The following is a 13,329-nucleotide window of genomic DNA, read 5'->3' as shown; positions in this document are numbered from 1 at the left end:
TTCCGCGGGCGGCCTCGGGAGCCTCCTCGGCGATAAAGCGCCTGCGGGGTCTCCCTTCGACTCGCATTCCCGCAGGAGTCTCACGCCTTGCACTACAATCTACAGGGGAGACGGGGATATTTGACGCTTCACTTTTTCCTTATCCAAGGTGCAAATTTGCAAATTTTGTTTGTATGGGCGGCTTACCATTAAGAAAAGAGTTTATTGTTAATTATGAAGTTAGGTCAATTCTATGGAAAAATCAGGAATGTTTTTTATTGGGGATTTTTAGTTTAGTGTTAATACATATTTCGGAGGAGATGTTATTGAGAGGTTTTGGTGGATTCATTTATGAGAAAAGAAAATGGGTAGTGGTGGCATGGTGTATTTTTATTATATTTTTTGGATACTTTGCTTCTAAACTGCCATCTGTACTTAGTGGTAACGGTTTTGAATTTGATGGAAGTTATCAAAAGACGCAAGCCATATTAGCAGAGGAATTTAAGCAAGATCAATCTTCTATCATTGTTCTTTTTGAGAAAGAGCCAGAAGTGACAATGGAATCCTTTGAATCATACATAACTGCTACTTTTGAAAGATTAGAAACCGTAAGTACTGCGAGTACGATTATTAGCCCCTTTATTCAGGATAACATGATGCGTGATAATCTGGCTTATGGAATCCTTTCCTACCACGAGCATCCTGAAAATATCGGAAAAGAATTAGAACAACTCTCTTCAGCATTATCTAATGAAGATGGGTTAACAGTTTCGATGACGGGTGGACCTGTAATCGAAGAAGATTTAAATGTAGCTAGCCAAAAAGATTTAGCTAAAGCTGAAATGATAGCTTTACCTATTGCACTTATTATCTTATTACTAGCCTTTGGGAGTTTGATTGCCGCAGGAATACCATTACTAATTGGAATTGTTTCGATCGTTTCTACCATGGGGATTATGTACTTCTTTAGCCACCAAATGAATTTAACGATTTTCATATTAAATATAGTACCGATGATTGGTCTGGCTTTAAGTATTGACTTTGCTTTATTGTTTATTGACAGATTTAGAGAAGAAGTTCAAAAGCGTTCCATTAAAGAAGCTATTGAAGTCACGGTTTTAACAGCCGGAAGATCGATTATATTTTCTGGATTATGCGTATTTATTGGGTTATTAGGACTAATGTTTATCGAAATAGATATTTTTCGAAATGTTGCTTTAGGTGGAATGACAGTTGTGTTCGTCTCTGTTTTATCTGCTATTACGTTCCTACCAGCCATGCTTTCACTTATCGGCAAAAACATTAACCGTTATTCCATCATAAAAGTATCCAAAGAAAGGTCTTCCCTATGGAGGAATTTTGCATCCTTTGTAATGAAACGACCGGTAATTATGGCTATTGTGACACTTATTCTTTTAATAAGTGCACTTATTCCTGTAAAAGATATGAATTTAACAGTGCCGGGTATCGATGCCTTACCCCTTTCCTATGAATCACGAGTAGCTTATGATACATTTGCAGAAAACTTTGTGGAAGAGAATAAAAGTGATGATGTAAAAGCAGTGATTATCATGGAGATAGAAGATGATATATTAAAAGAAGAAAATCTATTACAAGCTGAAGCGTTGACGGAGGAAATCGCTAAATCTGATGACGTGACAATGATTGAATCTCCCTTTTCCCTATCAGGACTCGAAAGTGCAGAAATGTTCTATCAATCACTCCAACAACCTGAAGCAAAGGCATCATTAATGCCGTTATTGGATAATTTCACAACTTCTAATATGATGCTTTTTCATGTTTACTTCGAATCTGAAAAAGCTGCTCAGAGTTGGGTGAAACATTGGGAAACCAACTATACGGATTTGACATTGCATATCGGTGGAACACCTAAGTTTGAACAGGAGATTTTTGATGAAATCATCAAGAAGGCTCCTTATGGATTTGCGTTTATTGTGTTAACTACATTCTTTATTTTACTTGCAGCTTTTAAATCTCTGTTAATACCTATAAAAGCTATATTGATGAACATTTTAAGTTTAGCAGCAACTTTCGGAATAGTAGTTTGGATCTTCCAAGAAGGCCATTTGGGGATGGAACCCGTTTCTTTAGCTCTTATCCTCCCTATCTTTGTTTTCTCTATTGTGTTTTCGTTAAGTATGGATTATGAAGTGTTTCTTATTTCCCGAATTCATGAGAATTATTTACAGAGCGGTGATAATGATTCTGCTACACTAGAAGGTTTAACCGTAACAAGTAAAATTATTACATCTGCTGCTGCCATCATGATTGTAGTAACTGGGGCATTTGCCTTTACAGATGTAATGCCTGTCAAACAATTAGGAGTTGGTATTGCGCTTGCAATTTTCATTGATGCAACTATTGTTCGGATGATACTCGTTCCTGCCTTTATGAAACTTCTAGGTGATTGGAACTGGTGGTTTTTTGGAAAAACAAAAATAACTAAAGCTTCAAGAGATTAAGTTGTTCTAGGGGAGTAAAAATCTTACAATAGATTCTTACTCCCCTTTCTTTTTTCAATTCAAGGAATAAGACAAACAATACCGCTACTAAACTGTTACATATATTAACTAATAACTTAAGGGCTATCTATGTTACAAAATATTGATTACGGGAAGCGAACACCTAGCACGGAAATCATCAGGGAGTTTCACAGGTAACCATACTTTTTCAGGTAGTCAATCTAAAAAAGAGCAATTCCGCTATTTTGTCATATGATACATTATCCCTTTCTCTTTCCGCTTTACAATATTAAGGAGTGGTAGCAGCATGACAGAACCTAAACAAATTCATCCTCAGCCCAAGATCTACCTGGACCCTTCTACTATGACAACAACTAACCAAACGATGCTGAAAAAAAATTATCTCGCAGAATTTTTAACCATACAAGAGCAAACAAATCATGCTCTTTCAGATTCTGTAACCTCTATAAATGATAAATTGGAGGATGCTAGTTCTGAGCAGCATACCCAATATTTGCACCTATTGAGTAAATTGCAAGACCAGGAAATGATAAATGAACAATTTAGAGGCGAAGTACAATTAAATGAGTTGAATAATAAGGAAGTAATTCATCGGTTAAATAACTTAGAGACCATTAGCGAAGAGGTTAGCAGAATTTTAGAAGAAGAAAAACTAATGAGTCAAGCAACCATTGATCAACTATCTTTTCAAGAAGATTTAACAAGAAAAATACACAATAAGCTCGAGGATTACGAAAAACTTTATCTTGATATTCAAAATAAAATGAAAGAACAAGAAACTTTTTACCAACAAATTAACGATAAATTAGAAGTACAAGACATGTTCCACAAAACGGTAATGGAAAGAATGGATAAGCAAGATGTGAATTCGCAGCAAATGGCGAAACAACTGGATAGCCTACGTAGTATGATGATAGAAAAACTCGAATCTGCTATCCAATCTATTGAAACAAAGTATAAGCAAACACTGCACTATTTCAGCACTATTTTCAGCAGTAAAGAACGAGTCGTTCATAAATTTCCGATTAATGTAGATAAAAAACACTCAGAAAATGAGGAAGTGAAGAAAGATTAGCTGTTGCAAATAGCAGCTAATCTTTCTTCTTCATTTGATTTTTCTGAAGATTCGTACTAATATTTAGTTATCAGCTTATTTAGGAGGTAGCAAAAATGGCAAACTTGGTACATAAAACAATTGGTGATCTTCTTGATGAAACCACTAAACAATATCCTGACAAGGAAGCAGTTGTCTATGTGGAGAATGAATTGCGTTATACATATAGGGAATTTCAAGAAATATGTAACACTGTAGCTAAAGGATTGATGAGTTTAGGTATTCAAAAAGGTGATCATATAGCAGTTTGGGCTTCCAACAAGCCAGAGTGGGTGATTACTCAATACGCTAGCGCAAAAATTGGAGCTGTTTTAGTTACAGTAAATACAAGCTACCAGTCTCAAGAACTAGATTATTTATTACGTCAATCGGATTCTACCACTCTTTTATTGATGGACGAGTTTAAGGGCGTAAGCTATCTTGATATGCTATATGGATTATGTCCAGAATTAACGGAACAAGCACCTGGACATTTATCGTCTGCACGCTTTCCTAAGTTAAAAAATATTGTTTACCTAGGTGATGAGCAAAAAACCGGGATGTTTAACTGGAATCACTTAGTACGATTAGGTTCATCGGTATCTGATGAAGCTTTAAAAGAACGACAAGATACTTTGAATCCAGATGAAGTAATTAATATGCAGTATACTTCAGGTACCACTGGCTTTCCAAAAGGTGTAATGCTTACTCATTCAAATATTATCAATAATGCTATTAATGTAGCAGAATGTCAGCAAATAACTTCGCAAGACAAGATTTGTATTCCTGTTCCTTTTTTCCATTGTTTTGGTTGCGTGATGGGCACACTTGCTGCCGTCGCTACAGGTGCCACAATGGTACCGCTAGTTATCTTTGATCCTACCCTCGTTTTAAAAGCAATAGAACAAGAAAAATGCACTGCTCTTTACGGTGTACCTACGATGTTTATTGCAGAACTAAATCACCCTTCTTTTAATGATTATGATTTATCTAGTTTGCGCACAGGAATCATGGCAGGTTCCACTTGCCCAACTGAGGTGATGAAGAAGGTTGTCTATGATATGGGAGCTTCCGAGATTACCATTGCTTACGGACAGACTGAATCCTCGCCAGTCATCACACAAACTCGTCCTGATGATAGCATTGAGCGTAGAGTTACAACTGTTGGAAAAGTGCTGGAAAATGTGGAAGTGAAAATCATTGACCCAACTACTGGAGAAACTGTTCCTAATGGGGTTCAAGGGGAGCTTTGTACAAGAGGTTACCATGTGATGAAAGGGTATTATAAGATGGATGAACAAACTGCTACTGCGCTCGATGGAGAAGCATGGCTTCATACTGGTGATCTTGCCACCATGGATGAAGAAGGCTATTTAGTGATTACAGGCAGATTGAAAGACATGATAATTCGTGGTGGAGAAAATATTTATCCAAGAGAAATTGAAGAATTTTTATATAGTCATCCTAAAATCTTTGATGTTCAAATAGTCGGTGTTCCTGATGAGAGGCTTGGTGAACAGGTTGCGGCATTTATTAAAGTAAAGCCTGGTGAAGTTTTATCAGCTGTAGAAGTCAAAGAATATTGTACGGGGAAAATAGCACGCTTTAAAATTCCATTCTATGTAGAAATTGTCGAGGAATACCCAATGACAGCTTCTGGTAAGATACAGAAATTCAAGTTAAAGGAATATGCGGTTAAAGAATTGGTGAAATAAAGACTTTTTACATCGTGCATGCATAAAATGTGACCCCTTCATTGTAGAAGGGGTCTTGTTATTTACTGGAGAAAAGCGCCTGGCACCAATTGGTAAATAAATCCTACTAATATCAACACCCATCCCTAACCTAATGAAGACAAGTCACTAGTTTACCCCTATTACTTCTTTCGTTAGTTCATTTATTGCTTGAATTGCTGTTGTAATGTTTGCTTTTGTTACATCATAATGTGTCGTTAACCGCACTAACGTTGGACCAAAGGTTACTGCAAGTACGCCTTTTTGTTTTAGTGCTTCTACAAATTGATCAGCGGTACAACCTAGATCTGCTACCTCTACTACAACAATGTTTGTATCAACTGAATTTAGGATAGATAAACCTTCTATTTCTCTGATAGACTTCGCTAAGTATTGAGCGTTCTCGTGATCTTCTGCAAGTCTTTCAGTCATTTTCGTCAAAGCAACAAGCCCTGGTGCTGCAATAATACCAACTTGTCTTAATCCCCCACCTAAGCGTTTTCTCCATTTTCTTGCTCTTCTAATGAAATCTTCTGAACCTGCTAGAATCGAGCCTATTGGAGCTCCAAGTCCTTTCGATAAACATATTTGCACAGTATCACTGTACTTGGTAAAATCTTGAACCGAACAGTTTGCACTTACTGCAGCATTAAATAATCTTGCTCCATCTACATGAACTGGGATCGAATGAGCGTTGGCATGATGATAGATTTCTCTCATATTGGCGACTTGAACGACAGCACCACCTGCACGATTATGCGTGTTTTCAATACAAATCAGTCCCGTTTCTGGAAAGTGCTGATCCTCTGGCCTAATAGCTGCAAACACATCTGCTGGATTCATTTGGCCCTTATCCCCTTTTATCGTTCTTGTTTGCACCCCTGCTAGTGCCGCTACTGCCCCAGATTCGTAGTAAAAGATATGAGAATCGGATTCTAATAGAATTTCATTTCCAGGGCGACAATGCGTCAATACCGCAATTTGATTTCCTTGAGTACCACTTGTTACAAACAAAGCTGCTTCTTTTCCTAAAATTTCTGCTGCCTTTTCTTCAAGCTTCCTTACAGAAGGATCTTCTCTATATACATCGTCCCCTACTTCTGCCTCGTAAGACGCTCTTCTCATTTCTTCTGTGGGCTTTGTAACTGTATCACTTCGTAAATCTATCATTCTATTTATCTCCCCTATCATTTTTTATTTTAGTCTATCTTATTTATACGTTATTTATCAATTTATTTCGTATACCGTAAATTTTTGTTACAAATTGGTTTCTTTCCATGATATTATAATCATAATTCTGAGTAAGGGAGAAAAAATATGCTAGCACAAAAAGTAAAGGTTGCGACCGAGCAACCAGAAAATAAAACCGTTTATTCGATTCTTTTTATCATAGGCTTAGTCCACCTACTTAATGACGCGATACAAGCTATCGTGCCGGCTTTATTTCCAGTATTACAGGAATCTATGGGACTAACATTCACACAAATCGGCCTAATTGGTTTTGCTTTGAATGCGACCTCCTCACTCATTCAACCAGTAGTTGGGCTATATACAGATAAAAAGCCATCGCCATATGCTCTTCCTGTGGGCCTTATCTTCTCCTTCTTTGGGATCATTGGTTTGGCAGTAGCTTCCTCTTATTGGGTGATTATTGTCTCTGTTATGTTTATAGGTATTGGCTCCGCTACCTTCCATCCTGAGGGGTCACGAGTAGCCTATATGGCAGCTGGAAACCGTAGAGGATTAGCGCAATCCATTTATCAGGTTGGCGGAAATTCTGGTCAGGCGTTAGCTCCATTAATAGCTGCTTATATGCTCATTCCTTTTGGACAGTTTGGCGCCATTTGGTTTACATTCGTTGCAGCTTTAGGAATATTTCTATTATTTTATATTGCGAAATGGTACAAAGAGCAAGTGGAAATTGCAAAATCAAAACTAGTATCTAAAAAGAAAGCCATAGCTACTAAAACGCAGACACAAAATAAAAATCTAGTATTATTTTCTATCAGCTTACTAATCTTTTTAGTATTTGCACGTTCTTGGTTTCATGCTGGAATGACAAATTTCTATCCTTTCTATCTCATACAAAATTATGGGATTTCCATTTCAGAGTCACAAATTTATATCTTTATCTTTTTAGGGGCTGGAGCCGTTGGTACCTTCTTCGGGGGTCCTTTAGCAGACAGATTTGGTAAAAGGAATATGATTCTAGTTAGTATGCTAGGTTCTGCTCCTGTCGCATTACTACTTCCTTTTTCTGGTCCTATTCTATCCTACGTATTAATGGCGATTATTGGATTTATCATTCTTTCTAGTTTTTCAGTTACAGTTGTCTATGCACAAGAATTGGTTCCTGGAAGAATTGGATTAGTATCAGGTTTAATTGTTGGTTTAGCATTTGGGATGGGTGCGATTGGTTCTGTCGCTCTTGGGATTTTAGCCGATTGGATTGGCTTAAATAATACGATTATGTTTGCCGTAGCACTACCGTTGATTGGACTACTCACCTTCTTCTTACCTTCAGACCAAAAGCTTAGAGAAATAAACCAATAATACTATAGAATTGACCCATTCGAAGCTATTGCCTATACTTGTAAAGTAATTTCAAAAAGCTCTGTTAAATATGGCTGTATTTTTAATAGAGCCTTTCAAAAAGATTAAACATAAATTAGGTGATTATTCGTGGATTTTGATATTCAATCTCTGTCCTTTTATGTAATTGAAGTAGAAGGAAGCGGAGATAATGCAAGCAAAAAATACAAACAAATGGCAACACTTGATGAAGAACAATACCAAGAAAGTCCCTTAAAGTCTTTTTTGGATGGAGAATTAATGAAAATATCCAAACGCAAGGTGGATCGTCATCCAAAAAATGAACAAGTTCCAACCAAGATAGGACGTTTTACGGTAGAGCCTGGATATGATCTTGGTTCTAATCCGAATTACAATTTGTTTCATCGAATTAAATTCGCTCAAACCCTTGAAGAGTTTTCTAAGGCTAGTGAGGAAATAGCGGTCACTTATACAGATACTACCGCTGTTCGGGGTGGTGTACTAATTATTGCCAGAGCAAAGCTAAATAAATACTTCGATGAGCCCTTTGTCTTTGTATTAAAATGCGACTTTGAGCAAAAGGTAGCATCCATTACTGACGAGCAAACGTTAATTCATAATGTGCAAATGGCGATTACTACAAAAAATATGAAATCGATTCAATATCCATTTATGCCCGAAGAAGGAATCGTAGAAGAAGGAGAGTTGAAAATTCATCAATCCTCACATTCTCGCTATTTCGAGGATTTCTTGAAATATGTGGAATATGGAGAATCGATGCCTGAGATTATCAAAAATCAGGTGATGGGGATGGTTCATCAAGAATTATCTGAAACCTATCAGAATCATGATGATAGTGAAGAAAGAGAAAAAGTGGAATCAGCTATGGAAGCTTGGGCTACAAGCCCTAAAAGAGAATTACAGGAACGTTGGTCAGAGGAACAAGTAATTGAGGCATCATCTAGTATCATCGAGCAGACGCCTGATATTGAGCTTAAATTCAAGCTAGACCATCTCTCTATTAAAGCACTTCTATCCGATTACGGTGAAAATGTTCATATTGCGAAAGTGAATAACCGATTTGTTGTTCTACTCGAAGGTGACTTTCTACAATTCGAAAAAAATGTCTCCCCGGTTGAAATGCTTAAGCCGAGTGATTTGAAAATGATTGTAGAAAAACTGGAAAGAAAATACTAAAAATAACCTCAGGATTATTAAATGGTCCTGAGGTTTTTCGCTTTCGCCATTTCTTGTATATTTTACTCGTAATTAGGAAAAATACCTCTAACTTTTAAATGAGGTGGTTTCATGGATTGGCTGAACATCGTCAAGTATACATGCACTCTAGTTGGTGTTGTTTGCTTAGGATTTACTTATGCATATATGATTAGAGGCTCTTTAAAAAAGAAAACTTAGAGCACCACAAAGACTTATAAACACTTAAATTACTCCTAATTATTTTTCGAAAAGCTCAATCCATTCTCCATCCGGACCAGTAAAGAAAATGTATTTGGCACCATTTGGGAGAGTAGTAATTTCTTTTTCGATAAAGGTTACTCCCAATAATTGAAGACGTTTATATTCTTCTACTACATCATCAACGGTTAAAGCAAGATGATGAACCTTTCCTTCAGCCGGCAAGTTATCATTATAGCCCTCGATTAACTCGATTTCCGTTTCGCCCTCCAGTTGAAATCCTAAAAAAGCTAATTTTATCGTTCCGTTTGGATGAGCTAATTCTCCTTTTAATGACAAACCTAATATTTCTGTATAAAAGGTAATAGACTTCTTTATATCCTTTACCATAATCCCCACATGTTCAAGTTTTTTGACTGCCATTATACCCCTCTCCCTTCAAGCTTATTTAGTCCGTAATTTTCGGAAGTTTTCTGCTAAAAAAGAAACATATTCCTCATCCTTAACAAGCCAAGCGGCGTGGGTTCGTTTTATGTATTTTTCTACTTCTGTAAAGGATGAAAAAAGCTTATCTTTCATTTTTTCATTGTTCTCAATTTGCCACTTCCCACTATCTGTTGGAACAAGGAAAAATACCCCAAGGCTTTTGGAATCGTAAAGCACACCATTTGGAGATTCTTTTATATTGAAAACATTATTAGACGCATCTTCTCTTAATGGCTCTAATGGGAAAGATTCCGCGACAAATAACTTGTAAGCTTCTTGTGTTAAATTACACCCAGAGGCCTTTGCATGTCCGCCACCCTCAAATTTACCAGCAACCTCCGATACGTCGACATTATTGTGGATTGTCCGTAGACTAATTCGTCTATTTCCCATATTAATCATCGCAATATAATCAAGATGTGGATTCTCTTTTCCTAATTCATTTCCAAGTTCAGACAAATATGATTCTGCAAAAACAATTCCTGCCCAATACTTGCCGACTTGCTTTTGAATAATTTCTCGCTTTTTTCGACGAAGATACTTTACCATCTTCTTTTCTTCCATATTTAATAACTGATCTTCTAAATCATCAAATGAAAAATCTCCAGTGGTTGATAATTTAGTGAGCATTCTGGTTTCAAATTCTTCGATAGACATCATATACAATAAATCATTTAATCTTTTGGCTTTAAAATTTTGATTTTTATCCCATTCCCAAGTATCATACTGGCGAATTAATTCAACAAATTCATGAATTGCATCATTTTCTTCGATGAAATGATTATCTACTAAATATTCATAATAAAGAGATGTTGCGCTTGTTAATCTTCCATCTTCATACTCCACCTTTACTTTTGCCCATGGAAAACCATTTAAATGCAAAGCTGTTTTGTGATGGTCAATAAACTGGATTTTACCACCTTGTTTATGGAGACTATCTAGTTTCTTGGCATTTTCTTCATGGACTGATAAATCTGTTATGTAAATTTGATCTTGAACTTTAGCATGTTCTAAATGGTCTGCAACCTGGTAATTTAAACTCCCGACCGAGTTATAGTTAACATCCACCTTATTCTTAAATGCCAGCTTGGCCAAAATACCACAGCCTACGCCGTCTAAATCATTATGTGTAAATAAATGAATCAAATCCTTCATCCTTTCTTCCCAACGAAATAGAGGCCGACGATATCGACCTCTCTATTTAGTATATTCTGCACCCCAATGCTCTTTTATATGAGCATCTCTTCCTGAATCCACTCTTTCTTGTTTATATTTCTCAGGATTCTTTTTATAGAAGGCTTGATGGTAATCTTCAGCTTGATAAAAATCTACTGCTGGTTTTATTTCTGTGACAATCGGCTTTTGAAAACGACCGCTTGACACAACTTCCTCCTTAGATTTTTCCGCTAATTCTTTTTGGTTCTCATTATGGTAAAATATAGCTGTTCTATATTGCGTACCTCTGTCAAAGAATTGTCCACCATCATCGGTAGGATCAATTTGTGGCCAATATAGCTCTAATAATTTTTCATATGGAAATACATCTGGATTAAATACTATTTGCACGGCTTCATAATGTCCAGAATCACCCTTTTTTATAATTTCATAAGTAGGGTTTGTGATATTACCTCCCGTATATCCTGAAACAACTTTTTCAATACCTGGCATTTCATCAAACGGTTTAACCATGCACCAAAAACACCCACCTGCAAAAGTAGCTCGTTCTGTTTTCTTTGTAGACATGAAAGCGCACCTCTCCTAAAACTGAATATGTATTTGATGGAATTTTACACTAATAATAGAATTGTTACAATTAGTTTGCGTAGTAATGATTTTAGTTTACATAATAACATTACAGTATATAAAAATAAACTTAATTATTAAACATTTCAATGATTACGTTTACACACGTTTACTAACACATTAGAGTATTGTACGATATCTTTTGGTAAAATAATTGAACGAATGGAGTATTATAATGGAAATACTAGAACAAATTACACACTTGCAATTGTTAAACCAATTTTGGTTACTACTTTTCTTTGTCATTCCAATGGTTTTAATATCTAGAACCGTAGTAGCTGGGACAAGGTTTTCACCAATCTTGATAATTGTTATATTCGGTTTATCTTTCGGGTATCTATTAGTCTCTACTGGAGTTTCTTCACCTGGGTTAGTAGAGTTTCCATTTGTCGATTTAATGGCTAGAACTACAATTATTGCTTTAACTGTCTCCTTTTTTGTTGGTGGACAGGAATTAAGAAAGATTCTTGGGAACAAGGATTTAGAAAGCGAAGATATCATCGTTCCTTCCGATGATGAAACGATACTAGGCACAAGTAGAAGTCAGTTCATTTTTATCGTTCGTGCATTCTTTTTATTGCTTGGTCTTGAAGGATTATTTCGTTTTCTGTTGTCAGATAATAACAGTGTTTTTAGTAGTTATTATCCACTTGTTGCTTATGTTGGTATTGTTGGTGCAATTCTATTTATTGATAATCGAGCGCAAATTAAAAACAAGCACCAATATATTCGTAAGGGACTAATAGAAATGGTTGTAATTACATTGGTATTAGTATTTTCTTACCATATTGCGCAACTTGTTCAACCTATAATAGCTCTACCTCAAATATTTTTTGCAATGATGATTGCTGCAGGACTTGGAGCTATTCTTTATAACTGGACTTTTGGTCCTACTATTCGTGCCCTGCTTTTTGCCGGAATTCCAATTGTATTAGCGGCAAATTTTATGATAGGTGGTTCAAGAATAGGAGATGCTTTTTCTATTACTGGAATGAACGCTGTTTTAGCTTATGGTTTTTTTGGTCAATTATTTTGGATGTTTGGCGGTATAGCACTAATAATGTTCTTCGCTAAAAATGCCAATGCAAGGAATCTTGCGCCAGGTATGGCAGGATCCTTATCTCATTCTGGCTTAACTGGTGCTTGTACAGCAGGTGACTTTGGTTCTACAGCTGCAAAGAGAGCTCCTATTATGATTAATATCCCTTTCTTCGGACATATTTTTGTCTTTTCTGTTTTGGCTATTAGCGCTGAACGTGGGAGTTTATGGGTATGGCCATCTCTTCTTATTGTAGGAGCCGGAGTTCTATTAACTGTACTTTCTTTAATTAACTTAAGAAAAGCTAATGGAGAAGATAAAAAAGAAGTAAAGGCTTTGATGCAATTCTCTTTTGGTTGGCAAATGTGTGCAGTATTTGGAGGTTTAGCATTATTAAGTTTAAGCACAATGTCCCTTGAGTATAGTGCTATGGCCCAATCATCTGCAATATCACATTTCGGTCTATTTGCAGCTATTCAGGGTGAAATGTTTGGCAGTGAGGCAGCTTTATTAATTCCATTTATCTTTTCCATGCCATTTTTAGTCCATCCATTAGTTTTCTTTATGTTCGGAAAAGCGATGGAAAACAATGGTGAAATGCCAATCAAGCCCGTGTATGTACTTGCGTTTATTGGTGTATTAGGAGTCGCATACTCAATTTTTGGAATGTAAGTTTTTATAACACTTTCTTCAATAATCTTATAAATGGAAGTAGGAGGGAAA

The 13,329-nt window shown here is 36.3% G+C and carries 10 protein-coding genes; 6 read left to right on the top strand and 4 right to left on the bottom strand.

The window, feature by feature from the left end:
• The first annotated feature begins 299 nt into the window (after nucleotides 1-299).
• The 3 genes from BK580_RS11160 (at nucleotide 300) to BK580_RS11150 (ending at nucleotide 5,291) form a co-directional block, all read left to right on the top strand.
• The gene (locus BK580_RS11160; protein WP_078382741.1) at nucleotides 300-2,462 is read left to right on the top strand and encodes an MMPL family transporter; all 2,163 of its coding nucleotides are present in this window, start codon (nucleotides 300-302) and stop codon (nucleotides 2,460-2,462) included.
• A gap of 307 nt (nucleotides 2,463-2,769) precedes the next feature.
• Entirely contained in the window at nucleotides 2,770-3,558 is a 789-nt protein-coding gene (locus tag BK580_RS11155) for a hypothetical protein (protein WP_078380395.1), read from the top strand.
• A gap of 95 nt (nucleotides 3,559-3,653) precedes the next feature.
• Entirely contained in the window at nucleotides 3,654-5,291 is a 1,638-nt protein-coding gene (locus BK580_RS11150; protein WP_078380394.1) for an AMP-binding protein, read from the top strand.
• Nucleotides 5,292-5,438: 147 nt separating this feature from the next.
• On the opposite strand, the gene ltaE is transcribed toward BK580_RS11150, so the two are convergent.
• Nucleotides 5,439-6,479 carry a low-specificity L-threonine aldolase gene (ltaE, locus tag BK580_RS11145; protein ID WP_078380393.1) on the bottom strand — a complete coding sequence of 347 codons (1,041 nt, stop codon included), beginning with the start codon at nucleotides 6,477-6,479 and terminating at the stop codon, nucleotides 5,439-5,441.
• Nucleotides 6,480-6,626: 147 nt separating this feature from the next.
• On the opposite strand from ltaE, the gene BK580_RS11140 reads away from it, so the two are divergent.
• Together BK580_RS11140 and BK580_RS11135 are read left to right on the top strand one after the other, a co-directional pair.
• Nucleotides 6,627-7,862 carry an MFS transporter gene (locus BK580_RS11140; RefSeq protein ID WP_078380392.1) on the top strand — a complete coding sequence of 412 codons (1,236 nt, stop codon included), beginning with the start codon at nucleotides 6,627-6,629 and terminating at the stop codon, nucleotides 7,860-7,862.
• A 129-nt stretch (nucleotides 7,863-7,991) separates the two neighbouring features.
• On the top strand, nucleotides 7,992-9,059 hold the full coding sequence (locus BK580_RS11135) for a DUF3900 domain-containing protein (RefSeq protein WP_078380391.1): 1,068 nt from the start codon (nucleotides 7,992-7,994) through the stop codon (nucleotides 9,057-9,059).
• Between the two features lie 258 nt (nucleotides 9,060-9,317).
• Here BK580_RS11135 and BK580_RS11130 read toward each other — a convergent pair whose 3' ends face one another.
• Genes BK580_RS11130 through msrA form a run of 3 tightly spaced genes read right to left on the bottom strand, consistent with a single transcriptional unit; the run spans nucleotide 9,318 to nucleotide 11,507 of the window.
• Entirely contained in the window at nucleotides 9,318-9,701 is a 384-nt protein-coding gene (locus tag BK580_RS11130; RefSeq protein ID WP_078380390.1) for a VOC family protein, read from the bottom strand.
• A gap of 21 nt (nucleotides 9,702-9,722) precedes the next feature.
• On the bottom strand, nucleotides 9,723-10,910 hold the full coding sequence (locus BK580_RS11125) for a DHH family phosphoesterase (RefSeq protein WP_078382740.1): 1,188 nt from the start codon (nucleotides 10,908-10,910) through the stop codon (nucleotides 9,723-9,725).
• Nucleotides 10,911-10,961: 51 nt separating this feature from the next.
• On the bottom strand, nucleotides 10,962-11,507 hold the full coding sequence (gene msrA, locus BK580_RS11120) for a peptide-methionine (S)-S-oxide reductase MsrA (protein WP_078380389.1): 546 nt from the start codon (nucleotides 11,505-11,507) through the stop codon (nucleotides 10,962-10,964).
• A gap of 235 nt (nucleotides 11,508-11,742) precedes the next feature.
• On the opposite strand from msrA, the gene BK580_RS11115 reads away from it, so the two are divergent.
• The gene (locus BK580_RS11115; RefSeq protein WP_078380388.1) at nucleotides 11,743-13,278 is read left to right on the top strand and encodes a hypothetical protein; all 1,536 of its coding nucleotides are present in this window, start codon (nucleotides 11,743-11,745) and stop codon (nucleotides 13,276-13,278) included.
• Nucleotides 13,279-13,329: the final 51 nt, after the last annotated feature.

It is taken from the genome of Sutcliffiella halmapala (assembly GCF_002019665.1).
GTDB lineage: Bacteria > Bacillota > Bacilli > Bacillales > Bacillaceae_I > Sutcliffiella_A > Sutcliffiella_A halmapala.
This window is presented reverse-complemented; position numbering and strand designations above follow the sequence as displayed.

Coding starts and splice junctions, on each gene's coding strand:
- BK580_RS11160 (WP_078382741.1), top strand. CDS start 300: ATGTTATTGAGAGGTTTTGGTGGATTCATTTATGAGAAAAGAAAATGG.
- BK580_RS11155 (WP_078380395.1), top strand. CDS start 2,770: ATGACAGAACCTAAACAAATTCATCCTCAGCCCAAGATCTACCTGGAC.
- BK580_RS11150 (WP_078380394.1), top strand. CDS start 3,654: ATGGCAAACTTGGTACATAAAACAATTGGTGATCTTCTTGATGAAACC.
- ltaE (WP_078380393.1), bottom strand. CDS start 6,479: ATGATAGATTTACGAAGTGATACAGTTACAAAGCCCACAGAAGAAATG.
- BK580_RS11140 (WP_078380392.1), top strand. CDS start 6,627: ATGCTAGCACAAAAAGTAAAGGTTGCGACCGAGCAACCAGAAAATAAA.
- BK580_RS11130 (WP_078380390.1), bottom strand. CDS start 9,701: ATGGCAGTCAAAAAACTTGAACATGTGGGGATTATGGTAAAGGATATA.
- msrA (WP_078380389.1), bottom strand. CDS start 11,507: ATGTCTACAAAGAAAACAGAACGAGCTACTTTTGCAGGTGGGTGTTTT.
- BK580_RS11115 (WP_078380388.1), top strand. CDS start 11,743: ATGGAAATACTAGAACAAATTACACACTTGCAATTGTTAAACCAATTT.